Here is a 24,514-nt window from a genome sequence, read left to right as displayed (position 1 = left end):
AACCAAAATGCAAAGGGCGCCTTCGGGCGCCCTTTTCTTGTTTGTCATGTTGGGGGCTTTGCCTCCAAGCCCCCAAGATTTTTCTGGCCAGATGAGGCGGGCGGAATGTGGTATCCTTGGGCTATTATAGAAAGACTAGGAGGTGCCCCATGGAAAAGGTCAACGGCATAGGTGGCGTGTTTTTTCGCGCCAGAGATCCGGAAGCGTTGCGGGATTGGTACGAGACCCATCTTGGCGTTCATCATTACGATCCCGTCCCCTGGAAGCAGCGCGAAGGCTATACGGTCTTTGCCCCGTTTGCGCAGGACACCGATTATTTTGGCCGCGCCGAGCAGCAGTGGATGATCAATTTTCGGGTTGATGATCTGTCTGCCATGACGACCCAGTTGCAAGCCGCAGGCATTGCCGTCGAGACCAATCCGGAATGGGATAGCGAGGTTGGAAAATTCGCACGTATTCACGACCCTGAGAGCAACCCAATCGAACTGTGGCAGCCAAATCAATGACATAAGGGGTTTGTATACCGTAGTATCCATGTAAGCTATTGAAATAAAAAGATAATTGATGTATTTTTGAACTGTCGTATAGTGCGCCGGACAACGCCGGAGCATTCAATGACGCCGATCGACGATCATCCATTGCGCTATTCGCTGGCCAACGAGTTGCATGCGCGCCCGTTTCCCGTGGCCTCGACGCCATGCACCGTTGCGTTTTTGGCCATCAAGAAACCCGTGGCGGCGGTAGCGCGGGACCGGAGCGAAGACATTGCCCATCTGGTCAATCTTCTGGACCGTCACGGTGCGCAGCACCCGCAGCCGGACGCGACGCATTACGCGGGTCAGATCGGGCGTCACTGGCTCAAGTGGGAGCAGCACACGGAATTTGTGACCTATACGGCGATCACCCGGAATGTCAGTGACCGGGCCTTCAACCCCGCTGATTTTGAAGCTTTCCCACCTGATTGGCTGATGGCCAGCCCGGGCCAGAGGATAACCTCGGCCATGGTTCGGGTGACTGAAAGACCAGATGATGAGGCGGTAAAAGCCGCGCTGGCCGAATGGTTCGAACCCGAAAGCCTTGCGGTTGCGCGCGTGCTGGATGATGCTGCGATTTGTGCCAGTGACTTTCGGATTGATCCGGCTGGGCATATGCGCTTCGCGCTCTTCGTGACCAAGGGAACAGGACAGCGCCGAACCGGGCGCATCATCCAGCGCCTGTGCGAGATCGAAACCTACAAAGCCATGTCCATGTTGGGCTTTGCTCGAATCAAGCAACTGATGCCGAAAATCGGAGAGCTGGATGGAAAGCTGACCCGGCTTATGGGGCAGATGACAGATAACTCGGCGCATCCTGACGAACTACTGCCGGATCTGCTGTCAACATCCATCGAATTGGAAACACTTTCTGCCCGATGCGCATTTCGCTTTGGGGCTACCGGGGCCTATGAGGCCATCGTGAACCAACGGATCGAGGTATTGCGCGAGGAAAGGTTCGAGGGCCGTCAGTCCTTTGCCGATTTCATGATGCGCAGGTATGAGCCCGCAATTCGGACAGTGAAAGCCACGGAAAGTCGGCTGCAGACCTTGTCCGACCGGGCGATCCGGGGGGGTGAGTTGCTGCGGACCCGGGTAGATGTGGAACGCAGCGCCCAGAATCAGGCCTTGCTGGAAAGTATGGACCGCCGTGCTGATCTGGCCCTGAGGTTGCAGCACACAGTCGAGGGGCTTTCCGTGGTCGCGATTAGCTATTATGCGGTCTCACTGGCCAGCTATCTGTTGTACCCGTTGACCGCCACCGGGATCAGCAAGGGGATGCTGACCGCGGCGGCAACCTTGCCGGTTGTCCTGTGTGTCTGGCTGGGTATCAGGCATATACGAAAGCGGTTGGCCTAATCCGCGTTTGCTAAACCTTCCCTAGGCTGTAGAACTGACAGGGGCGGGCGCGGAGCAAAGGAAAATACGTGATCGGAATTATGGCCGCTTGGCGGGCCGTGGCGGCCATGTTCATTTTGAACGGCGCTTTGTTTGGGATCTGGGCCTCGCGTATTCCCGCAGTCAGGGATCACCTGGACCTGTCGCACGAAGCGCTTGGCTACGGCTTGCTGTTCATGGCGGCTGGGGCTGTGTGTTCGTTCCCGGTTACCGGACGTCTGACGGATCGGTTCGGGGCTGTGGTAATCACGCGGATTATCGCCATTCTTTATACCGCATCCCTTATCCTGCTGGCCTTTGCCGGAAGCTTTTGGGCATTGGCGTTTTTCCTGTTCGTATTCGGGGCCTTCCACGGCTCGATGGATGTGGCGATGAACGCCTGGGCGGCAGAGGTTGAGCGCGCTTATGACAGGCCCGTTATGTCGTCTTTTCACGCGATGTGGAGCCTGGGAGCCGGTCTGGGAGCGCTGAGCGGATTTGGTGCGATACAGATGGGCCTGACGGTGTCACAGCACTTTTTACTGGCCGGTGGCATCGTAGTTGGGCTGACACTGGCTCTGTCCCGTGTGCAGTGGAATTCGCACCGTGTTGTGGCCGCGGGCGGGGCGATATTTGCACTTCCGTCGGGTGCGTTGATACTTGTCGGATTTATTGCCCTGTGCGGGGCATTGGGTGAAGGGGCCGTCGCGGACTGGAGCGCGATTTTCCTGCGGGACGTGACGGGCGCGCGTGAAAGCGTCGCAGCGCTGGGATATGCCGTCTTTTCGGTGACAATGGTCGCGTTCCGTCTGGCGGGTGGTGTTGTGATCGCGCGGTTTGGGCCAACCGCGACGGCCCGTTTCGGAGGGGTATGCGCCGCTTTGGGGGTGCTGGCTGTGGTATCGGCCTATGATGCCGGGATTGCTCTGGTTGGGTTTGGACTGATGGGGCTTGGATATGCAGTGATCATGCCGCTTGCGTTCAGCAGGGCGGCAAATGATCCGCATGTCCCGCCTGGTCAAGCCATCGCCAGCGTGGCCACATTAGGGTATGGTGGGTTGTTGATTGGCCCGCCCCTTATTGGGTTTCTGGCAGAGATGCTTACATTGCGTCTTGCATTCATGGCCTTGCTGCCGCTGGCTGTTTTCATTGTACTGTTATCCGGCGCGTTGCGCCCCGGTGACAGCGACGAACGATGATTTTGGGAGATACACATGCCGATCAAAAACCGGTTCGCAGAACTGCAGAGTGAAATCACGGAATGGCGGCGTGATATCCACCAAAATCCAGAGATCCTGTTTGAAACCCATCGCACCAGTGCGCTGGTGGCGGAAAAGCTGAAAGAGTTCGGCTGCGATGAGGTGGTCACCGGAATTGGCCGAACGGGCGTGGTGGGTGTGATCAAGGGCAAGGCGGACACGGGCGGCAAGGTTATCGGTCTGCGGGCCGATATGGACGCGCTGCCGATCCATGAGGCGACTGGATTGGATTATGCCTCGAACACCGACGGGGCGATGCACGCCTGTGGCCATGACGGTCACACCGCGATGTTGTTGGGGGCGGCGAAATACCTTTCGGAAACGCGGAATTTTGACGGGACAGTGGTGGTCATTTTCCAACCTGCCGAAGAAGGTGGCGGCGGTGGTCGTGAGATGTGTGAAGACGGGATGATGGATCGCTGGGGCATTCAGGAAGTATACGGAATGCATAACTGGCCCGGCCGTCCGGTGGGCAGTTTCGCCATCCGTCCTGGCGCGTTTTTCGCAGCTACTGATCAGTTCGACATCATTTTTGAAGGCAAGGGCGGCCACGCAGCCAAGCCGCATGAAACCGTGGATACAACTGTGATGGCGGCGCAGGCGGTTCTGGCACTCCAGACCATCGCGGCGCGAAACGCTGACCCGGTGGATCAGGTGGTTGTTTCGGTGACCTCGTTCGAAACCTCTTCAACCGCATTCAATGTGATCCCGCAGATTGTAAAGCTGCGCGGCACCGTCCGCACGATGAGCCGGGAGATGCGGGATATGGCCGAAAAGCGCGTGACCGAGATCTGCAACGGCGTGGCCGCCACATTCGGAGGAGCGGTCGAGGTGACCTATTACCGGGGATATCCGGTGATGGTGAACAGTGATGATCAAACCGATTTCGCGGCCCAGGTGGCGCGGTCCGTCTCGGGCGATTGTGACCAGGCACCGCTGATCATGGGCGGCGAGGATTTCGCCTTTATGCTCGAAGAGCGTCCGGGCGCCTATATTCTGGTGGGTAATGGGGATACCGCTGCGGTTCACCATCCTGAATACAACTTCAACGATGAAGCTATCCCCGCGGGATGCAGCTGGTGGGCCGAAATCGTGGAGCAAAGGATGCCAGCGGCTTGATCCCAAGGGGCAGGCAGGTGCGCTGCCCCTAAACGCCCGTGGTCTTCAGATTTAGCCGGTCGCACAGGGTTTCGACAATGGAATCGAGCGCGGATTTCTGCGTGTTGACGCAGGATTTTGCGGCATCGCGCGCTGTATCCAGCGCGTCCTGATCGCTAAGCCAAACCGCGACCGCGTCTGCCAGGGCCTGCGCCGAGTTCACCTCAACCGCGCCACCGGTTTCGATGAGCGGCGCAAAGGTCTCGGCAAAGTTGAAGTATCCGGGACCGGTTATTACTGCCGCCCCGGCCTGAGCGGGTTCGAACGGGTTATGGCCGCCGATCTCGTGCAGCGAACCGCCCAGAAATACGATTGGGCACAGCGCATACCACGTGCCGGTCTCGCCCAGTGTGTCGGCAACATAGACCTGTGTTTCAGTTTCAATCCGCCTCTCCGATGTTCGGAAAACTGCGGATTGACCGGCCTGTCTCAACAGCGCGGCCACATCCTGTCTGCGTTCGGGGTGGCGCGGGATCAACAGCAGCAGAAGGTTGGGCCAGCGCTCCAACAATTTTGCATGGGCAGCCAGAACGATTTCTTCTTCTCCGGCATGGGTCGAGCTGGCGATCCACACAGGACGCCCTGCAATCTGGGTCTGGATGTCTTCCAGCACAGAATTATCGACCGGAAGCGGATCGGACATCGCTTTGAGGTTGGTTCCCGGTTGCACGCGGTCCGCCATAGCCCCCATGTCCACCAGATTAGCGGCGGTTTTGCCATTCTGGGTCAGGAACAGGCTGAAATTGTCCAAAATGAATCGTGCGGTTTGCGGCCGTTTTTTCCAACCTTCGACGGATTTCTCTGACAGGCGGGCATTCAACAGGGCCAGAGGGATTCCCCGTCCAGCCGCGTCAACGATCAGGCGTGGCCAGATTTCGCTTTCTACAAATACTCCGGCTTCGGGGCGCCAGTGATCCAGAAATCGCCGGACCGGCCCTGCGGTGTCCAGCGGCGGATACTGGTGTCGCGTACGGGGTGGCATCCGTTTTTCGATCAGCGCCGCCGAAGTTGGGGTGCCCGAGGTAACCAGGAACTGGGCATCCGGCAGGCGTTCACCCAGCCGTTTGATCAGGCTGATGACCGACAGGGTTTCCCCCACACTTGCAGCGTGGAACCAGATCAATCGGCCCTTGGGGCGTGGTAGGCTGGCATGGCCGAGCCTTTCATGCTGACGCATTGTCGGGACATTTGCCGCCAGGAGTTTCTTGCGCACGGTGCGCCAAGCCAAAGGTGCAGCAACGGCGGTCAGGCTGCAATACAAACGGTAAAGCAGCGTCGGCTGGCCAGAGGGGGTGGTCACGTCAGCCGCCCGTATGGCTCATATGGCGGCTCATCTTGCCGTCGACCGCCTGGCGGGAATAGTCGAAGTCGTGGCCTTTGGGCTTAAGATTTATCGCCGCGCGGATGGCCTGTTCCAGCGGCGCCTCGGTATCGAGATGATCTCGCAGGGGGGCACGTAGATCGGCCATGTCTTCTTGGCCCAGACACATGTACAATTCACCCGTACAGGTCAGGCGGACGCGATTGCAGCTTTCGCAGAAATTATGCGACAGCGGTGTGATAAAGCCGATCTTCTGGCCCGTTTCTTCAAGCCGCGCATATCGCGCCGGGCCACCGGTGCGTTCTGCCAGATCGGAGACGGTATAGTGGCTTTCATATTCCTTGCGGACATCCTTGAGCGACCAGTACTGATCCAGTCGGTTCTCGTTACCGATATCGCCCATCGGCATCACCTCGATCCAGGTCAGATCCATGTCGCGCTCAGCGCACCATTGGGTGATTGTTGGAAGCTCGGCCTCGTTGAAGCCTTTCAGGGCCACGGCGTTGATCTTGACCCGCAGGCCAGCCTTTTGGGCCGTGTCAATTCCGTTCAGAACCTGTTTCAACCGGCCCCAACGGGTGATCTGGCTGAATTTCTCATCATCCAACGTGTCCAGCGACACATTCACCCGGCGCACGCCCGCCGCATAGAGATCGTCAGCAAAGCGGTGCAGTTGCGAGCCATTGGTTGTCAGCGTCAGCTCTTTCAACGCGCCGCTGTCCAGATGCCGGGTCATGGCATTGAAGAATGACATGATGTTTCGGCGGACCAGCGGCTCACCCCCCGTAATGCGCAGCTTTTCCACGCCCATCTTCACGAAGGTCGTGCACATACGGTCCAGCTCTTCCAGCGTCAGCAGGTCCTTTTTCGGCAGGAACTTCATGTCTTCGGACATGCAGTAAACACAGCGAAAATCACAGCGATCCGTAACGGAGACGCGGAGATAGGTGATTGCACGTGCGAACGGGTCGATAAGCGGAGCTGTCATGCGTCATACGTAAAGCGGCGACTGGCCTGCGACAAGCCTGAACTGTGCTTTGTGCTGGCACAGTCCTGTGAGGGGGGCTAAGTTCAGGCCATGAAATACGCTCTGCTGACCATTTGTATCCTTGTTGCAGGCTGTGACACTGTCCGCTCGACAACTGATCGGGTTTTCGGTCGCGACAAACCTGCGGCTGAATCAGTGGTCGCCGCGGAAGCTGACGTCACCGAATCCGTTCCGGTCCCCGCAACCGCCGCTGGTTGGGTTGGCGCCAAGACCACCATTGCCAGCTTGGGTGATCCGACAACGCCGGGACGCTGGATGGAAACGCCTTTGGTCGAGACAGAGTTCACAGGACGTGTTGTTGTGCCAAGAACAGGGGCACAGGCCTATATCACGCTGGTCCCGGCCCGTGGGCCCGAAAGCGGCGGCAGCAGGCTGTCGCTGGATGCGATGCGGGCGCTGCTTTTGCCTTATGACGAACTTGTCGAGCTGGAAGTTTATTCCAACTGACCTTTCAGATATTTGCCAGCTTCACGCCGGGCAAAGGGCTTCATGGCCGCACTATGGTCGCGCAGAAAGTTAACCACTCGGTCCGCGTCATGTTTCGACAGCTCGCGCAGCCACCATGCGATTGCTTTCTGGATGAACCAGTCACGGTCAGACACATAACCCGCTGCCCAGCCAAGAATACGGTCGCGCCGGTTCAGGTCTTCTGGCTTGGGGTGGTTCTGCTTGGTCCAGGGCAGGGTGGCGACCAGCGCGGCGCGCCGTGTCCACATATGGTCTGACGCTGTCCAGCTTTCGACCTGATCCAACCGCGCCGGGTCCGCAGACAAGCGTTTCTGCATCGCCATACAGGCGTGATCTGCCACCGCCCAGGCGTCGAAATCCGGCAACCAGCTTTGCAGCAAGGCCCAAGCTGCCTCATCGGGGCGGATACGGGCTTGGGTCAGCAACTTGGCTGCGGCCAGACGGCCCTCGTGGATATCGGTCTGCCAGAGGGCGTCAGCCAGATCCACCCGCGCAGCAACGTCCAGTTCCTGTCGCCATAGTTTGCTCAGGTCGTTCAGAACCGGATTTGCAACGCCCAGATAGAGGCGTTCGACCTTGTGATAAGCCGCCATCTGCACGGCGCGCTCGGGGTCGGCATGGGCCCGGATCTGGTCAAGATAGGTGACGGGCGTCATTGGTCCGCAGCGCGTGTTGGCTTGCCGTCGATCGTCTGATGGTTCCGCTCAACCCAATAATCGCGGATATCGTCATCGGACTTACCGTCGACCCATTTCTGCATCGTGTCCCGTTCGGACTGGTATTCCATGAACGGTACGGCATATCCGCAAGAGGTCTGAACCATGTCAATCGCAAGGTCATAGATCTGGCGGGCGCTGCGGTGGTCGGGAAACAGCCCGGCCAACGCGTCCCAGCCCTCGTCCCCGGCATGCAATGTACGCGCGGTGCCATAGGTCCGCAGGATCAGCGGGCGTGTGGTGAAGGAACACCACATGAGGGTCATGCGATTGACCTCCAGCAAATGCCCGGCGGTTTCGTTGCCACTGCCGGTCAGGTTCATCCAGATAATCCGATTGGGCCCCAGTACCCGCAGCGAGTCCATCCCTTTGGGAGAGATATTGACCCGTCCTTCAAGTCCGGCGGTGCCGACGAAGAACAGATGCTGATCCTCGATAAACTTGCGATGGGCGTCATCCAGCGCCGGAAATTTCTTGGACATGTGTCACTCCACCGTTACGGATTTCGCCAGATTGCGCGGCTGGTCCACATCCGTACCCTTGGCCACTGCCGTATGATAGGCCAGCAACTGAGCGGGCACCGAATAGAGGATCGGTGCAAGGCTGGGGTGCACATGCGGCATGCGGATCGTGCTCCAGACCCCGTCTTCGGCCTCGGCGATGCCGTCATCATCGGACACCAGGATGACTTTACCCTTGCGTGCCATGACCTCTTGCATATTCGACACGGTTTTGTCGAACACCGTGTCGCGCGGGGCCAGAACCACCACGGGCATGTGTTTGTCGATCAGGGCAATGGGGCCGTGCTTTAGCTCACCCGAAGCATAACCCTCGGCATGGATATAGCTGATTTCCTTGAGTTTCAGCGCCCCTTCCATCGCCAGCGGGTACATCAGGCCGCGTCCCAGAAACAGAACATCGCGCGCCTCGGACAAGCGCTGGGCGGATTTCCTGATGGCCCGGTTCTGATCCAACGCGGTGTTCAGCACCGAAGGCAGCCCGCGCAACGCGGCGGCGTGATCGGCAAGTTCCTCGTCGTTCAACGTGCCACGGTCCGCGGCAGCCTTGAGCGCCAGCATCAGCAACACGCTCAGCTGACAGGTGAAGGCTTTGGTCGAGGCGACGCCGATCTCGACCCCGGCATGGATCGGCAGGGCGATGTCACTTTCACGTGCGATCGAGCTTTCTGGAACATTGACGACTGAAACGACCTTGTCCGCTTTGCCGTCGCAATACCGCAGGGCGGCCAGCGTGTCGGCGGTTTCACCCGATTGGCTGACAAACAGCGCCATAGTGCGTTCCGGGATCGGAGGTTCACGATAGCGAAATTCGCTGGCGATATCGACTTCGACCGGTATTCTGGCAAGTTGCTCGAACCAGTATTTGGCGGTCAAACAGGCGTAGAAAGCAGTCCCGCAAGCGACCATCGTCAGACGGTCCAGCTTGGTAAAATCCAGATCTCCCGGCAGAACGACCTGATCACCGGCAGAGGGCAGGTAGGACCGGATCGCCTCGGCAACCACAATCGGCTGTTCCGCGATTTCCTTGGCCATGAAATGCTTGTGCCCGGCCTTGTCGGCGCGGCTGTGATCCACTTTGATCTTGCGGGTTTCGCGATTGGCAAGCTCACCTGCTTCGTTGCGGATTTCCAGCGATGTGCGGGTCAGAACCGCACGGTCACCTTCTTCCAGATAGGTGATGCGATCCGTCAGCGGCGCTAGCGCGATCGCGTCCGAGCCGACAAACATCTCTCCGTCCCCGTGCCCGATTGCCAGTGGCGAGCCTTTGCGCGCGGCTACGATCAGGTCATCTTCGCCGTCAAACAGAAAGGCCAGGGCAAATGCGCCGACCAGGCGGTCGATGGTATTATAGGCGGCCTCAACCGGGGGCAGCCCTGATTTGAGGTAATGTTCAGCCATCAGGGCGACGGTTTCCGTATCGGTTTCGGTTTCGAACCCGATCCCGTGTTCCGCCAGCTCTGTCCGCAGCTCCCGATAGTTTTCAACGATGCCATTGTGAACAACGGCAACCGGCCCGGCCCGGTGGGGATGCGCATTCGAAACTGTCGGCGCGCCATGGGTGGCCCAGCGGGTATGGCCGATACCGGATTTACCCGGAAGCGGGTCATGCACCAGCAGGTCGCTGAGGTTTACCAGCTTGCCTACAGCCCGACGCCGACCCAGGGATCCGCCATTGACCGTAGCAATGCCTGCACTGTCATACCCCCTGTATTCCAGCCGTTTTAGGGCCTCGACCAGGATAGGGGCAGCTTCGTGCTTGCCCAATACGCCTACAATCCCACACATCTGTCAGGCTCCTTTGTCGCGACGAGCCTTCTTCGCCGTCAACATGTCAAACAATTTACGCGCATAACCGGGCTTGTTGTCCTGCTTGGCGCGCGCAACGGCCAAAGCATCCGCTTCCACATCGCGCGTCACCACGGTTCCGGTGGCCGTCATCGCGCCGTCACCAATGGTGACAGGTGCCACCAACATGGTGTTCGATCCGACAAAGACGTTCTGGCCGATGGTCGTTTGGTGCTTCATCACGCCATCATAGTTGCAGGTGATCGTGCCCGCGCCGATATTTGTCGCCGCCCCAACCGTTGCGTCCCCGATATAGCTGAGATGGTTGACCTTGGCGCCTTCGGCGATCTCAGCATTCTTGATTTCAACAAAATTTCCGACGCGGGTGTTTTCTGCCAGCTCAGCGCCGGGGCGCAGGCGGGCATAGGGGCCGACGATGGCGCCGCGGCTGACATGGCAGCCCTCAAGATGCGAAAACGCGCGGATCGTTGCACCGCTTTCCACCGTGACACCGGGGCCAAAGACCACGTTGGGTTCGATCACCGTATCGCGGCCAATGACGGTATCAGCGGCCAGATAGACGGTTTCCGGCGCCATCAGCGTGACCCCCAAATCCAGCAGTTCGGCGCGGGCACGGGCCTGAAAAACCGCATCCGCAGCGGCCAGGTCAACGCGTGAGTTCACACCCAGCGTCTGTGCCTCGTCACAGGCGACTGCGGTGACATTCAGGCCACGGGATCGGGCGATTGCCACGACATCCGGCAGGTAATATTCACCGGCGGCATTGTCATTTCCCACGCTGTCGATCAGCGAAAACAGCAATTCAGCGTCACAGGCCAAAAGACCAGAGTTACAAAGCGTTATATCGCGCTCTTTATCCGAGGCGTCTTTGTATTCGACGATGCGTTCAAGGGCCTGTCCGTTCATGACCAACCGGCCATAGCGTGCAGGATCTGCGGCCTCAAAACCCAGAATAACCAGATCGTTCTTGGTCCGCGCTTCGATCATACGTTCCAACGTATCGGGTTGCAAAAAGGGCGTGTCCCCGTACAGAACAACCACGTCGCCGTTGAAACCCTGCAGCGCTTCGCGCGCCTGTGCGACAGCATGGGCGGTGCCCAGCTGTTCGGCCTGAATGGCGATTTGTGCGGTCTCGTCCTCGGCCAGGGTTGCTTTGGCAACGGCTTCGGACCCGTGCCCGGTGACAATGACGGTCCGCTCGGGCGACAGAACAGCACCAGCGCGCATGGCATGGACCAGCATAGGCGCCTGAGCAATCGGGTGCAGGACTTTCGGGATATCCGAATTCATCCTGGTGCCTTTACCGGCAGCAAGGATGACAAGGGCGATACTCATGAAATCGTTTTCTCTTTGTGTTTTGTTGCAGTCCGTTTTATCCGCTGAGGGTAAAGTCGCAAGCGGTTCAGCCATCAAACTAGATTGCCGTTTGCAACAAGACGTGGCGAAAACCCGCCGAGGCAGGAGGCGTAATGCGAACAGTCATCTTTGATCTGGACGGGACACTGGCGGATACTTCCGGGGATTTGCTGGAGGCCGCAAACCATTGTTTTCGCGATATGGGGCACGGCGATGTGCTGGTCCACGGGCAGGATGCTGGCATCGCTTTGCGTGGTGGGCGGATGATGCTGACCCACGGTTTGAAGCGGGTCGGAGCCTATGACGAGCAGGCTGTTCACGCTTATTACCCGATGCTTTTAGAAGCGTACTCGGAGGCGATTGACACCCATACCCGGTTTTATCCAGGCGCGCTGGACGCGGTTGGAAAGTTGAAAGAGGCCGGCTATGGCGTTGGTATCTGCACTAATAAACCCGAGGCTCTGGCACATCAGTTGCTGACCCAAATGGGTGTGCGCGACCGGTTCGGCTCACTCGTCGGTGCGGATACTTTGCCGGTTCGCAAACCCGATCCGGAGCCCCTGCGTGAAGCTGCCCGCCGGGCCGGCGGACACCCGGATCTGTGCGTTCTGATCGGGGATTCCGACACCGACCGGAATACGGCGCGTGCTGCAGGTGTACCTTCGGTGCTTGTAACATTCGGGCCATCTGGCGACGACATGGCTGCGCTGAAACCCGAAGCGCTGTTGCATCATTTTGATGACCTGCCGAAACTTGTTTTTGATTTGGTCGGAGCTGCAGCCTGACCCCTTGACCCCGGCCCATCGCGGCCGCAAGAGCGAAAAGATGACTGAGAAGTTTACTGGCAATTTCACCCAGCAGGAACCAATCCCGGATGAGGCGATCGAGGCGGCTCTGGCCGTTTTGCGTCATGGCCGGCTGCACAGATATAACGTGTCGCCCGGCGAACTGGCCGAGACCGCCCTGTTAGAACAGGAATTTGCCGCGCAGACCGGCGCAAAATATTGTCTGGCGGTCTCCTCGGGCGGCTATGCACTGGCGACAGCATTGCGCGCGATAGGGGTGCAGCCCGGAGATACGGTTCTGACCAACGCTTTCACCCTGGCGCCGGTGCCGGGGGCGATTGCCTCGATCGGAGCCAAGCCGGTATTTGTCGGTGTGACCGAAGCGCTGACGATTGATCTGGATGATCTCGAAAGCAAACTGGATCAGTCTGATGTGCTGATGCTCAGCCATATGCGCGGGCATCTGTGCGACATGGATCGGTTGATGCAAATCTGCGATGCCGCCGGTGTGGCTGTGATCGAAGATTGCGCGCACACGATGGGCGCCGCATGGTGCGGGCAAAAATCCGGACGGCAGGGCGTTATCGGGTGTTATTCCTGCCAGACCTACAAGCACATAAATTCCGGTGAAGGCGGGTTGTTGATCACCGATGACGAGGAACTGGCTGCCAAGGCGACGGTCCTTTCAGGATCCTACATGCTGTATGAGCGCCACCTTGCAGCGCCGGGCCCAGAGGTGTTCGAGCGGATCAAGTACACCACGCCCAACGTCTCAGGGCGCATGGACAATTTGAGGGCAGCGATCCTTAGGCCGCAGCTTCGCAATCTGGAACAACAGATTGACCGGTGGAATGAGCGCTATGTCGAGATCGAAAAAGGGCTGCGCGGCACGCCGGGACTTACCATTGTCGAACGGCCCGAGGCGGAAACTTATGTGGGCTCGTCTATTCAGTTCTTGCTGCTGGACTGGTCACCCGAACGGATTGCTCTTGTGATGCAGCGCTGCGCGGCGCGTGGTGTGGATCTGAAATGGTTCGGCGGAGCAGAGCCCACCGGATTTACCTCGCGCTATGACAGTTGGCGATATGTGGAAAGCGCGCCTCTGCCTGCGAGTGACCGCATTTTGACCGGGATCATGGATATGCGAGTGCCATTGACTTTTTCACTGGATGATTGCCGGTTGATCGCACGGATCATTCGCTCCGAAGTCGGCGCGGTGTTCCAGTCCTGATCACATTACCTGTGACTCGAGCGGGGATTTTTGGTTCTTCCGCAGCCGCTCGACCAGTCTTTTTTGCAGCCGATTTTCAGGGATCGGATAAGACGGCACCGTATTCTTGGCTTCCAGCAGATTCGGAAAGATCATTTGGATTTCTTCGCGGGCCTGTGCCGTAACGGATGCCAGCGACGTGTCGGTCAGCAACAGGCTTTCGCTCGGGGCGCCATTTGCAAAAACGATTTCGTGGTTGTCGAACAGCAGGTGGTAATACACAACCTGATCAAGGCTGTTGTCTATCTCGATTCCCGGCAATTCCGACAGCTTGATGGCCGCGACCAGCACATCCGGCGATCCGAACATGCGCTGCGCCACCGCCGACGAGATTTGCATTCTGTGCTGCCGGGAAACCAGAAGATCCTGTTTCGGCAAACCGTCCCCCAATGCGGATTTCTTGATTCGAACCGGATTCAGGTTTGGATTGATTGCCAGATCGGTTGCCGAAAGATGCCGCTGTCCGATCCATCTGACAGGTTTCAGCCCCGATCGGGTCAGCACAAGATCACCTTCACGCAAGGTTTCAACGGGACGTTCCCCGAATTCCGTCTCGATCAGGGTGCCCTGACAAAAACACACCAGTAACTCGATGTTATCGACAATGGCGCCAAGGCTATCATTAAGGCCAAGTTCGGTAAGGCGCAGGGTATAGTCACCGGCGGAAGGGAAATCGACCTGCATGGTGAATGTGGAAAAGCTGTTCGCAGTCGGCAGGACAGTCATCGAGGCGATAACGACGCCGTTGCTGTCCAGAATCTCGACGGTAAATCCTTCGCTGCCTGCATTTGAGTTAGATGCCGTCCTAAGTGCGGAATCCAGGCTAAGCTCGCCGGATTTGGGGTCATCCAGCGTAAAGGTTTGCTCCATCACCGTGACTTGGCTTGCGTTGCCATCCATTTCGGCCACACGATTCGATGAACCATTCCCAAGATAGGCACCCTCAGTGTGGTCAGCTTCGATATCCGTACCAGACCAATTTGCGGAACCGCTATTAAAAGTACCATTTACGATGACGTTGGTTGGGGCCATTCGCAGAATCCTTGAAGCAAAAAACCTTAACGGCTTTGGCGATCTAATCGTCGAGTATGGTGAATTTGTGACGCTCCGGATCGGCTCGCGGGTGAACCTTTTTCGGTCAGCGCTTGACCCGGGTTCATGGTCATGGCAGATTATTTGAACAATCGTTCATTTACTGGGAGAGTTCGATGTTCACGGCGGCCATGCAATTCGATCTGGGTGAAGATGTGAACGCACTGCGTGAAATGGTGCATCGCTGGGCGCAAGAGCGGGTGAAGCCGATGGCCGCGAAGGTCGATGCCTCGAACGCGTTTCCCAATGAGCTTTGGCGCGAGATGGGCGAATTGGGCCTGCTGGGAATTACAGTGTCCGAGGAATATGGTGGCGCGGCCATGTCCTATCTGGCCCATACCGTCGCGGTCGAAGAAGTGGCCCGGGCCTCTGCCTCAATCTCATTGTCATACGGGGCGCATTCAAACCTGTGCGTCAATCAGATCAAGCTGAACGGCAGCGCAGAGCAAAAGGCGAAATATCTGCCTCGGTTGATTTCCGGCGAACATGTGGGCGCGCTGGCCATGTCTGAGGCGTCCGCCGGATCAGACGTCGTTTCGATGAAGCTGAAGGCGGAAAAGCGCAACGACCACTACCGGCTGAACGGAAGCAAGTACTGGATCACGAACGGGCCGGACGCGGATACTCTGGTCGTTTACGCCAAGACGGATCCTGATGCTGGATCCAAAGGGATCACCGCCTTTCTGGTCGAAAAAGAGATGACGGGCTTTTCCACGTCGCCCCATTTCGACAAGCTGGGCATGCGCGGATCAAACACGGCGGAATTGATTTTTGATGACGTCGAGGTGCCCTTTGAAAATGTTCTGGGCGAAGAGGGTAAGGGTGTCGCGGTTCTGATGTCAGGGCTGGACTACGAACGCGTTGTGCTCGCCGGGATCGGAACCGGAATCATGGCCGCCTGTCTGGACGAAGTCATGCCGTATTTGGCCGAGCGCAAGCAGTTCGGCAAACCGATTGGCAGCTTTCAGCTGATGCAAGGCAAGATTGCTGACATGTACACGGCCACGAATTCTGCCCGGGCTTATGTCTACGAGGTCGCCAAGGCCTGTGACCGTGGGGATGTGACCCGGCAAGATGCGGCAGCGTGCTGTCTGTATGCTTCGGAACAGGCCATGACGCAGGCCCATCAGGCAGTCCAGGCTATGGGCGGCGCGGGGTTCCTGTCGGATTCGCCGGTCAGCCGCATTTTCCGCGACGCCAAGCTGATGGAAATCGGCGCCGGCACTAGCGAAATCCGCCGGATGCTGATCGGACGGGAATTAATGAACGAAATGCTCTGAGCAAAAAAAACGCCCTGCCGACGAGGTAACGGCAGGGCGTTCTGTGTAAAGGATCAGAAGCGGTGAACGTAGGATACGCCGACCAGCCAAGGATCGATTTCAGCGGTGCCGATATCGGCACCGTTCAGTGTGACATCCGAGTCGATATCGAACCAGCGAACGTTCAGACGCACGGCGCCTTTTTCGGTGACCATATAGTCCAGACCGGCCTGCAGTGCGAGGCCGACCGAGTTGTCGAGTTCGAGATCACCCAGAGCCGATTTTTCGTCGAAGAAGATGGTATAGTTGATGCCCGCGCCGACATAGGGTTTCCAGACCGAGTTGGTCGGGAAGTGATAGTTCAGCGACAGTGTGGGCGGCAGGTGTTTGACGGTCCCTGCGTCGAGGCTGCCACCCAGAGTGACCTCATGGCTGAACGGTGTGGCGGCCAGCAGCTCGATACCCAGATTATCCCGAACGAAATACTCGGCAGTAAAGATCGGGCGTGTGTCGGAATCGACATCTGCATCCAGCCCGGCGAGGGACCCATTGTCGGATTTCGGGTCGAGATAGCCGACACCGACACCAACGGTCCAGTCGCCCTGATTTTGGGCGAAAACGGGCGCAGCAAACGCGACGAGCGCGGTCGAAAGAGTCAAAGCGGCGAGTTTCTTGGTCATTTTACGGCCTTTGGATTTGTTGATGACCGGGTTTTGCATGAAGCAGAGCCCGCCGACTCTGATCTGCATCAAATTCCCGTGACCGTCTTTGGTGGCTCGATTCAGAAAAGACATAGAAAAACAAAGGGTTTCGGTAATGTGTCCCGCTGAAGGCATACCTGGTTTGCATCAGGGTGGGGGCTGGGATCTGCCGGACCGGTTGAACATGGCGCGGCAATGCTTGGAACAGCCCCCAGAGCAGACGGCGATCATCGACCTGACCGGGGGTGAGGGCAAGGTCGTCACGTTTGCACAACTCGGACGCTTGGCCGATGACATCGCACTCGCCTTGCTCGATCGGGTGCGGCCTGGGGATCGCGTTGGAGTACTGCTCAGCCAGTCACCCGGCTGCGCGGCTGCGCATCTTGCGATCTGGAAGATCGGCGCGATTTCGGTGCCTTTGTTTAAATTGTTCAAACATGACGCGCTGGCCTCGCGTGTCGCGGATGCAGGGGCGCAACTGGTGTTGACAGACGCAGAGGGTGCTGCGCTGCTGGGGGATTTGGCCGTACCGGTTCGGGTCGATCAGATAGCTCCGTCTGATGATCCGGTGCCCTTTGCGGATACCGGCCCCGAGGATCCGGCAGTTCTGATCTATACTTCCGGCACCACGGGCAGCCCCAAAGGCGCGCTGCATGGGCATCGGGTTTTGACCGGCCATTTGCCGGGGGTCTCGATCAGCCACAACCATCTGCGCGAAGGTGACTTTCTGTGGACGCCCGCCGACTGGGCATGGATTGGCGGGTTGTTCGATGTGTTGATGCCAGGGCTGGCGCTGGGCATTCCGGTGGTCGCGGCCCGGCTCGAGAAATTCACCCCCGAGGCCTGTGCGGATGTGATCGCACGTGGCGGGGTACGGAACGTGTTCTTTCCGCCTACCGCATTGCGGATGCTCAAGGCCACGGATCAGGCGATCCCCGGTCTGCGCTCGGTCGCTTCCGGAGGGGAGCCGCTGGGTGCCGAGATGTTGGAATGGGGGAAGCAGGCGTTCGGCCTGACGATCAACGAATTCTACGGCCAGACCGAATGCAACATGGTGGTGTCTTCCTGCGCTCAGGATTTTCCCGTGCGCCCGGGTTGCATCGGTAAACCGGTTCCGGGGCATGAAGTTGCAGTGATCGACCAGGATGGCCAGCCCACAGATCAAGAGGGCGACGTGGCCATCCGCCGAGGCTCGGCCTCGATGCTGCTGGAATACTGGAACCGGCCTGAGGCCACGGCCGAGAAGTTCCGCGGCGATTGGCTGATCACCGGAGATCGCGGCGTGTGGGAGGGTGAGTACTTACGCTTTGTTGGCCGCGATGACGATGTGATCACTTCCGCCGGGTATCGCATCGGCCCCGCCGAGATCGAGGATTGCCTACTGACCCACCCGGCGGTGGCGACAGTTGGTGTGGTCGGCAAGCCCGATCCGTTGCGGACCGAGATCGTGAAGGCGTATGTGGTGTTGAAACCGGGAGCCACGGTTGCGGAGCGAGAGTTGCAGGATTGGGTCAAAGACCGTCTGGCGCAGTATTCCTATCCTCGCGAGGTGGCGTTTCTGGAGGAACTGCCGATGACTGTGACGGGGAAAGTGATCCGGAAGGAATTGAAGGCGCGGGCGGCGTTGGAGGTCAGAAGATGAGTTTCAGAAACTCCGCGTCATTTGGAAAGCGCATCGAATATTGGGTTATCGGGCTGCTGCTAAAAGATGGCTTCGATGTATTTGTACCGCTTGTCGATGATGATGGCATTGACGCGATCATCCGAGGCAGAGCAGGACAAAAGATCGACCTGCAAATCAAAGCACGTTCGGGTCAGGTGAAATTTGGTTCTTCCGCTTTGTTCGGCGTCGGGCAGTCTCATCCGAAGGAACGAGATGGTTATTACTTTTTGTTCTATTCAGAACGTCTCGACGAAATGTGGCTAATGTCGTCAGCGGATTTCATAAAGAACTGCGTGACCACTTCCTCTGGAAAAAATGCAGGACATCGGAGTATTTGGATGAATGGGCGCTCGAAAGTCAGAAATCAAGAATATCCGAACCCAAGGTTTGATACATGGCGCATTTCAATGCAGGGCCAACCCGACTTTTCGCGATTGAGACAGGCGCTAGGGGAATAAGATGAAACTCAGATCAAAAGCCATACCCACCTCTGAGGGCTTTAAAGTAAACCGCGCGGCTCATCTCGACGCGCTGGGGCAAATCTCTGACGTTGCCGAAGCGGCCCGTATGGGCGGGGGTGAGAAATCCCGCGCGCGGCATGAATCGCGGGGCAAGATGCTGCCCCGGCGCCGGGTTGCGAACCTGCTGGACCCAGGGTCCCCGTTTCTGGAAATCGGCGCGACGGCGGCGCATGGGATGTATGGTGATGCAGCGCCAAGCGCTGGTGTGATTGCGGGCATTGGCCGGGTGCAGGGGCGCGAGGTCATGGTGGTTTGCAACGACGCCACCGTGAAGGGCGGCACTTATTATCCGATGTCGGTCAAGAAACACCTGCGCGCGCAGGAGATTGCCGAGGAAAGCCAACTCCCCTGTATCTATCTGGTCGACAGCGGCGGGGCGAACCTGCCCAACCAGGATGAGGTCTTTCCCGACCGTGACCACTTTGGCCGCATCTTCTATAATCAGGCCCGAATGAGTGCCAAAGGAATCCCGCAGATCGCGGTGGTCATGGGTTCGTGTACGGCGGGCGGGGCCTATGTGCCCGCGATGTCGGATGTGACGATCATCGTCAAAGATCAGGGCACGATCTTTCTGGCCGGTCCGCCCTTGGTCAAAGCCGCGACCGGAGAGGTTGTCAGCGCCGAGGATCTGGGCGGTGGCGACGTCCATACCCGTCTGTCCGGCGTGGCCGATTACCTGGCTGAGGACGACGCCCACGCGCTGGCCTTGGCGCGGCAGGCGGTGGGATCTCTGAACCTGCGCAAACCGCAGACCGTGGATTGGGCCAGCCCCGAAGACCCGGCTTATGACCCCGAGGAAATTCTGGGCGTTGTTCCCGCCGACCTGCGCACGCCCTATGATATCCGCGAGGTGATCGCGCGGCTTGTCGATGGCTCTCGGTTCGACGAATTCAAACCGCGCTTTGGTGAGACGCTTGTGACCGGGTTTGCCCATGTCAAAGGCTGCCCGGTTGGGATCATCGCCAACAACGGCGTGCTGTTTTCCGAGGCCGCCCAAAAGGGCGCGCATTTTGTCGAGCTGTGCTCGCAACGCAAAATTCCGCTGGTATTCCTGCAAAATATCACCGGCTTTATGGTGGGCCGCAAATACGAAAACGAAGGCATCGCGCGGCACGGGGCAAAGATGGTGACAGCCGTTGCCACGACCTCGGTGCCCAAGATCACCATGCTTGTCGGGGGCTCGTTCGGGGCCGGGAACTATGGCATGGCGGGGCGGGCCTATCAGCCCAGGTTCCTGTGGACTTGGCCGAACTCGCGTATTTCTGTAATGGGGGGCGAGCAGGCGGCGGGCGTGCTGGCCACCGTCAAACGAGACGGGATCGAGCGGCAGGGTGGCAGTTGGTCGGCTGAGGAAGAGATCGAATTCAAGCGCCCAACATTGGATATGTTCGAGGAACAATCTCACCCACTCTATGCCTCGGCGCGCCTATGGGACGACGGCATCATCGACCCGCGCAAAAGTCGCGATGTTCTGGCCTTGTCGCTGAGTGCCGCCCTGAATGCCCCGATTGAAGAGACACGTTTCGGCGTGTTCAGGATGTGAATATGCCAACGTCATTCGAAAAACTGAGCATTGATTGGAATGCAGATCCAAATGCTCCGCTGCCCAAGGTTGGAATTGGGAAAAACCAGTGCTGGCTGCGTTTTGCTCCGAACGTATGGAGCAATCCAACTGAGTTGTCACATGGTGCGCTGTATTTGAAATTCGAAAAATGCCACAGGTTCCGGTTTTTGCCAGTCAATGATGAAGGTTGGTACAAGGGTCAATGCCGCTTCAGTAAACTCGCGCCAGAATGGGGAGAGTTCTTTGCTGTGACCGGTGATCTCTTGGAGGAACAGGAAAGAACTCCCTGGGTTATTGTTGGAGAAAAGCCGGCGCTTACCAATCACTACATATTCTATCTCCGTGATGAAACGTTCGAATGCACAGCGTCTTCATGGGATATCAAAACTGAAATGCCGAATGGCGTGTCATTCGAAGGGCCGGTTTACAATGTTCAACAAAATCCTGATTGCTAACCGGGGCGAGATTGCCTGTCGGGTGATGGAAACGGCTCAGAAAATGGGTGTGTCCTGTGTTGCAGTGTATTCCGAAGCGGATGCCTCCGCCAAGCACGTGCAAATGGCAGATGAGGCGGTGCATATCGGCGGGGCCGCCCCGGCGGAGAGCTATCTGAAAGGCGATGTGATCATACAGGCCGCGCTGGATACGGGCGCGCAGGCGATCCACCCCGGCTATGGGTTTCTGTCTGAAAACCCCGGTTTCGTTGACGCGGTTGAGGCTGCGGGTCTGATCTTTATCGGGCCCTCGGCGGATGCGATCCGCAAGATGGGCCTCAAAGACGCGGCAAAAGTGTTGATGGAGCAGGCGGGCGTGCCCGTGGTTCCGGGTTATCACGGCGATAACCAAGACCCTGATCAGCTGGCGGGCGCGGCCCAGACCATCGGCTATCCAGTGCTGATCAAAGCCGTTGCGGGGGGCGGCGGCAAGGGGATGCGGCTGGTAGAGCACCCCGAAGACTTTACTGAGGCTCTAGACAGTGCGCGGGGAGAGGCGAAAACCGCCTTTGGCAACGATGCCGTTCTGGTCGAAAAATTCGTATCCAAGCCCCGGCATATCGAGGTGCAAGTGTTCGGCGATGGCACCCAAGCGGTACATTTGTTCGAACGCGATTGTTCGCTGCAACGGCGGCACCAGAAAGTGATCGAAGAGGCCCCGGCTCCTGGAATGACAACTGAAATGCGTGAGGCCATGGGGCAGGCGGGCGTGCGGGCCGCCGAGGCGATTGGCTACAAAGGCGCAGGCACGGTTGAGTTCATCGTCGATGCCTCGGACGGGCTGCGCCCGGATCGGTTCTGGTTCATGGAGATGAACACGCGCTTGCAGGTGGAACACCCCGTGACCGAGGCGATTACCGGCGTTGATCTGGTCGAATGGCAGTTGCGAGTCGCTTCGGGTGAGGCGTTGCCAAAAACGCAGGATGACCTGACGATCAACGGGCATGCGTTCGAAGCCCGGCTTTACGCCGAGGACGTGCCCAAAGGGTTTCTGCCCGCAACAGGTACGCTGACACATCTGCGCTTTCCTGCGGAATGCCGCGCCGATAGCGGAGTGCGGTCCGGCGATACAATCAGCCCTTGGTACGATCCGATGATTGCCAAGGTCGTGGTGCATGGCCCGACGCGTGCGGTGGCGCTGGAAAACCTGCACCGGGTTCTGCGGCGGACCGAGGTTGCCGGGACGGTCACGAATCTCTCGTTTCTTGGCGCGCTGACCCGGCACCCCGGATTTGCGGCGGGCGATGTCGATACCGGGCTGATCGGTCGGGATATCGACGGGCTGGTCCGAACTTCTGATGCGCGCGCGCGCTTGATTGTTGCAGCAGCCATGACGGCGCTTGATCTGGTCGAGACCGGGCCCGACACGGGTTTCAGCCTGTGGGCGCCGCTGCACCGGGCCGTCCAGTTGAAGTGCGATAGCGAGCTCATTGATCTAGACGTACAGGTCGAAGGACCTGACCGGCAGGTCTGGCAGATCAAGGACACAACGGTTCTGGCGCAACGGCGCAATGGAGGCTGGTACATTGATGACCGCCCGATGCCGCCCGTGGCACTGGCTGGTGCGACAATCACAGTATTCGATGACTATGGGCAAGTGTTTGAGCATGTCGATCCGCTGGATCGCGATGCAAGCGCCTTGGGTGATACCAATGTGGTCGAGGCGCCGATGCCCGGTCTGGTCAAGGCCATGTTCGCCACCGTAGGGCAAGCCGTTTCAGAGGGTGATCGACTGGCCATTCTGGAAGCGATGAAAATGGAACATTCCTTGCTGGCTGCCCGTGATGGCGTGATCGCCGAGGTGCTGGCCGAAACGGGCGCTCAGGTCGAGGCTGGCGCGGCGCTGGTCCGGCTGGAGGAGGAATGATCTGTCCCGCTGCGCCGCAACGTGGCACAGTCTGGACAACACGGCATAACGGGAGGCGAAAGCTATGGGTGAACGGGTCGACATTTTTGAAGTAGGGCCACGTGATGGGCTGCAGAACGAACAGCGGGAAATTCCTGTTGCCGAGAAGGTCGCTCTGATCGATTGCCTGAGCAAGGCGGGCTTCAATCGGATCGAAGTTGCCAGTTTTGTGTCTCCGAAATGGGTGCCCCAGATGGCTGGCAGTGCCGATGTTCTGGCCGGGATTCAGCGGGTTGGTAAGGTGCGCTATGCGGCGCTGACGCCGAATATGCGCGGGTACGAGGACGCCTTGTCTGCCAAAGCGGATGAGATTGCCGTATTCGCATCTGCCTCGGAAGGGTTCTCGAAGGCCAATGTCAACGCGACCATCGCCGAATCCATTGAGAGGTTCAAACCGATCCTAGAGGCTGCGCGCCATATTGATCTGCCGGTGCGCGGTTACGTGTCCTGCGTGACCGACTGCCCCTATGATGGTCCGACCCCACCCGAGAAGGTGGCCGAGATTGCGGACACACTATTTGCGCTGGGTTGCTATGAGGTATCGCTGGGAGATACGATCGGGCAAGGAACACCGGACACTATCGCCCATATGCTTCTGGCGGTGCGTGAGACGGTGCCTGTTACCCGCTTGGCGGGACATTTCCACGACACCAATGGTCGGGCCATCGACAATATCGACGCTGCATTGGCGCTGGGCGTGCGGACATTTGACTCAGCAGTCGGGGGGCTGGGCGGTTGCCCCTACGCACCTGGCGCCGCAGGGAACGTGGCCACCGAAGCCGTGGTCGCGCATCTAGAGCGTCTTGGATACGAAACGGGACTTGATCTGGGGATCGTGGAACAAGCGGCACAAATGGCACTGGCCATGAGGGCGGAGTAGGCAATGTTTGAAACGATCTCGGTCACGGTTGATCCACGTGGCGTTGCAACCCTGACGCTGAACCGCCCGGAGAAGCATAATGCGATGTCCGCGCAGATGATCCGGGAACTGACACAAGCGGCGGTGCAGTTGGGCAGCGATGGCACTGTGCGCGTCGTCGTTCTGACCGGAGCAGGCAAAAGCTTTTGTGCCGGTGGGGATCTGGGCTGGATGCAGGACCAGATGGCAGCGGATCCTCAGACACGCTTTGTCGAAGCACGCAAACTGGCCGAGATGTTGCAGGCGTTGAACGTGATGCCCAAACCGCTGATCGGAGCGTTACAGGGCAACGCCTTTGGTGGCGGCGTGGGCCTTGCCGCCGTCTGCGACGTGGCAATAGGTGTCGAGACCCTGAAAATGGGCCTGACCGAGACGCGACTGGGTCTGATCCCGGCCACCATCGGCCCCTATGTTGTCGCTCGGATGGGGGCGGCACGTGCGCGGCGGGTCTTTATGTCGGCCCGATTGTTTGACGCGGCCGAGGCCGTCGATTTGGGCCTATTGGCCAAAACGGTCTCAGCAGAAGATCTGGCGGACGCTGTCGAGGCCGAGGTTGAACCCTATTTGTCATGTGCGCCTGGTGCGGTGGCCTCGGCCAAGGCCTTGGTCCATAGTCTAGGGCCGCGTGTTGACGATCCCGTTATCGACCAAACGATCCGGGCGCTTGTTGCGCGCTGGGAAACCGACGAGGCGTATGAGGGAATCAGCGCATTCTTCGACAAGCGAAAACCTGTATGGAATAGTTAGGTTTACGTTCTGTCGGTCTGGACGTTTCAC

Annotated in this window: 23 protein-coding genes; 15 read left to right on the top strand and 8 right to left on the bottom strand. The window is 58.6% G+C overall.

The window, feature by feature from the left end:
• Positions 1 to 149: 149 nt before the first annotated feature.
• From AC2FIP_RS05965 to AC2FIP_RS05950, 4 genes are all read left to right on the top strand, one after another.
• Positions 150 to 506 carry a VOC family protein gene (locus AC2FIP_RS05965; RefSeq protein WP_496785532.1) on the top strand — a complete coding sequence of 119 codons (357 nt, stop codon included), beginning with the start codon at positions 150 to 152 and terminating at the stop codon, positions 504 to 506.
• 108 nt (positions 507 to 614) lie between these two features.
• On the top strand, positions 615 to 1,892 hold the full coding sequence (locus tag AC2FIP_RS05960; RefSeq protein ID WP_142634941.1) for a DUF3422 family protein: 1,278 nt from the start codon (positions 615 to 617) through the stop codon (positions 1,890 to 1,892).
• Between the two features lie 68 nt (positions 1,893 to 1,960).
• Positions 1,961 to 3,109 (top strand): MFS transporter, encoded by a 1,149-nt coding sequence (locus AC2FIP_RS05955; RefSeq protein ID WP_496785530.1) that lies wholly within the window; start codon positions 1,961 to 1,963, stop codon positions 3,107 to 3,109.
• Positions 3,110 to 3,124: 15 nt separating this feature from the next.
• The gene (locus AC2FIP_RS05950) at positions 3,125 to 4,288 is read left to right on the top strand and encodes a M20 aminoacylase family protein (RefSeq protein ID WP_496785528.1); all 1,164 of its coding nucleotides are present in this window, start codon (positions 3,125 to 3,127) and stop codon (positions 4,286 to 4,288) included.
• A 28-nt stretch (positions 4,289 to 4,316) separates the two neighbouring features.
• Here AC2FIP_RS05950 and AC2FIP_RS05945 read toward each other — a convergent pair whose 3' ends face one another.
• Positions 4,317 to 5,627, bottom strand: a complete 1,311-nt coding sequence (locus AC2FIP_RS05945; protein WP_496785526.1) for a 3-deoxy-D-manno-octulosonic acid transferase — start codon at positions 5,625 to 5,627, stop codon at positions 4,317 to 4,319.
• 1 nt (position 5,628) lies between these two features.
• Positions 5,629 to 6,636 carry a GTP 3',8-cyclase MoaA gene (gene moaA, locus AC2FIP_RS05940; RefSeq protein ID WP_142634932.1) on the bottom strand — a complete coding sequence of 336 codons (1,008 nt, stop codon included), beginning with the start codon at positions 6,634 to 6,636 and terminating at the stop codon, positions 5,629 to 5,631.
• Between the two features lie 90 nt (positions 6,637 to 6,726).
• Here moaA and AC2FIP_RS05935 point away from each other — a divergent pair, with 90 nt between their 5' ends.
• Positions 6,727 to 7,143, top strand: coding sequence for a hypothetical protein (locus AC2FIP_RS05935; protein ID WP_496785525.1), 417 nt, complete (start codon positions 6,727 to 6,729; stop codon positions 7,141 to 7,143).
• On the opposite strand, the gene AC2FIP_RS05930 is transcribed toward AC2FIP_RS05935, so the two are convergent.
• Genes AC2FIP_RS05930 through glmU form a run of 4 tightly spaced genes read right to left on the bottom strand, consistent with a single transcriptional unit; the run spans position 7,131 to position 11,542 of the window.
• Positions 7,131 to 7,820, bottom strand: a complete 690-nt coding sequence (locus tag AC2FIP_RS05930) for a DNA alkylation repair protein (RefSeq protein WP_496785524.1) — start codon at positions 7,818 to 7,820, stop codon at positions 7,131 to 7,133. The two genes, AC2FIP_RS05935 and AC2FIP_RS05930, sit on opposite strands and share 13 nt — an antisense overlap.
• On the bottom strand, positions 7,817 to 8,362 hold the full coding sequence (locus AC2FIP_RS05925) for a pyridoxamine 5'-phosphate oxidase family protein (protein WP_496785522.1): 546 nt from the start codon (positions 8,360 to 8,362) through the stop codon (positions 7,817 to 7,819). Before AC2FIP_RS05925 ends, AC2FIP_RS05930 begins: the two co-directional genes overlap by 4 nt.
• Before the next feature lie 3 nt (positions 8,363 to 8,365).
• The gene (glmS, locus tag AC2FIP_RS05920; protein ID WP_496785521.1) at positions 8,366 to 10,186 is read right to left on the bottom strand and encodes a glutamine--fructose-6-phosphate transaminase (isomerizing); all 1,821 of its coding nucleotides are present in this window, start codon (positions 10,184 to 10,186) and stop codon (positions 8,366 to 8,368) included.
• 3 nt (positions 10,187 to 10,189) lie between these two features.
• On the bottom strand, positions 10,190 to 11,542 hold the full coding sequence (gene glmU, locus AC2FIP_RS05915; RefSeq protein WP_496785520.1) for a bifunctional UDP-N-acetylglucosamine diphosphorylase/glucosamine-1-phosphate N-acetyltransferase GlmU: 1,353 nt from the start codon (positions 11,540 to 11,542) through the stop codon (positions 10,190 to 10,192).
• Between the two features lie 134 nt (positions 11,543 to 11,676).
• Between glmU and AC2FIP_RS05910 the strand changes: the two genes are divergently transcribed.
• Positions 11,677 to 12,348 carry an HAD-IA family hydrolase gene (locus AC2FIP_RS05910; protein ID WP_142634920.1) on the top strand — a complete coding sequence of 224 codons (672 nt, stop codon included), beginning with the start codon at positions 11,677 to 11,679 and terminating at the stop codon, positions 12,346 to 12,348.
• Between the two features lie 40 nt (positions 12,349 to 12,388).
• Positions 12,389 to 13,579: a DegT/DnrJ/EryC1/StrS family aminotransferase gene (locus AC2FIP_RS05905; RefSeq protein ID WP_496706480.1), complete on the top strand. Its 1,191-nt coding sequence runs from the start codon at positions 12,389 to 12,391 to the stop codon at positions 13,577 to 13,579.
• On the opposite strand, the gene AC2FIP_RS05900 is transcribed toward AC2FIP_RS05905, so the two are convergent.
• Positions 13,580 to 14,650, bottom strand: a complete 1,071-nt coding sequence (locus AC2FIP_RS05900) for a Hint domain-containing protein (protein WP_496785518.1) — start codon at positions 14,648 to 14,650, stop codon at positions 13,580 to 13,582.
• Between the two features lie 176 nt (positions 14,651 to 14,826).
• Between AC2FIP_RS05900 and AC2FIP_RS05895 the strand changes: the two genes are divergently transcribed.
• Positions 14,827 to 15,990 (top strand): isovaleryl-CoA dehydrogenase, encoded by a 1,164-nt coding sequence (locus tag AC2FIP_RS05895; RefSeq protein ID WP_496785516.1) that lies wholly within the window; start codon positions 14,827 to 14,829, stop codon positions 15,988 to 15,990.
• Positions 15,991 to 16,043: 53 nt separating this feature from the next.
• Here the strand turns inward: AC2FIP_RS05895 and AC2FIP_RS05890 are convergent, their stop codons facing one another.
• Positions 16,044 to 16,649 (bottom strand): OmpW/AlkL family protein, encoded by a 606-nt coding sequence (locus AC2FIP_RS05890; protein WP_142635181.1) that lies wholly within the window; start codon positions 16,647 to 16,649, stop codon positions 16,044 to 16,046.
• Positions 16,650 to 16,785: 136 nt separating this feature from the next.
• Between AC2FIP_RS05890 and AC2FIP_RS05885 the strand changes: the two genes are divergently transcribed.
• From AC2FIP_RS05885 to AC2FIP_RS05855, 7 genes are all read left to right on the top strand, one after another.
• Complete coding sequence (locus AC2FIP_RS05885; RefSeq protein ID WP_496785515.1) at positions 16,786 to 18,312, top strand: AMP-binding protein; 1,527 nt, start codon at positions 16,786 to 16,788, stop codon at positions 18,310 to 18,312.
• The gene (locus AC2FIP_RS05880) at positions 18,309 to 18,791 is read left to right on the top strand and encodes a DUF4365 domain-containing protein (RefSeq protein ID WP_281994878.1); all 483 of its coding nucleotides are present in this window, start codon (positions 18,309 to 18,311) and stop codon (positions 18,789 to 18,791) included. The genes AC2FIP_RS05885 and AC2FIP_RS05880 overlap by 4 nt, the downstream gene beginning before the upstream one ends.
• Position 18,792: 1 nt before the next feature.
• Entirely contained in the window at positions 18,793 to 20,397 is a 1,605-nt protein-coding gene (locus AC2FIP_RS05875; protein WP_496785514.1) for a carboxyl transferase domain-containing protein, read from the top strand.
• 2 nt (positions 20,398 to 20,399) lie between these two features.
• Positions 20,400 to 20,873: a hypothetical protein gene (locus AC2FIP_RS05870; protein WP_496785512.1), complete on the top strand. Its 474-nt coding sequence runs from the start codon at positions 20,400 to 20,402 to the stop codon at positions 20,871 to 20,873.
• Positions 20,848 to 22,779: an acetyl/propionyl/methylcrotonyl-CoA carboxylase subunit alpha gene (locus tag AC2FIP_RS05865; RefSeq protein WP_496785511.1), complete on the top strand. Its 1,932-nt coding sequence runs from the start codon at positions 20,848 to 20,850 to the stop codon at positions 22,777 to 22,779. The genes AC2FIP_RS05870 and AC2FIP_RS05865 overlap by 26 nt, the downstream gene beginning before the upstream one ends.
• A gap of 64 nt (positions 22,780 to 22,843) precedes the next feature.
• On the top strand, positions 22,844 to 23,698 hold the full coding sequence (locus AC2FIP_RS05860; RefSeq protein ID WP_496750169.1) for a hydroxymethylglutaryl-CoA lyase: 855 nt from the start codon (positions 22,844 to 22,846) through the stop codon (positions 23,696 to 23,698).
• Positions 23,699 to 23,701: 3 nt separating this feature from the next.
• The gene (locus tag AC2FIP_RS05855) at positions 23,702 to 24,484 is read left to right on the top strand and encodes a crotonase/enoyl-CoA hydratase family protein (RefSeq protein WP_496785509.1); all 783 of its coding nucleotides are present in this window, start codon (positions 23,702 to 23,704) and stop codon (positions 24,482 to 24,484) included.
• The last annotated feature ends 30 nt before the right edge of the window (positions 24,485 to 24,514 follow it).

The organism is Ruegeria sp. CDSB114, from assembly GCF_059611025.1.
The sequence above is the reverse complement of the archived record's forward strand: the minus strand, read 5'-3'. Positions and strand labels throughout refer to the sequence as shown.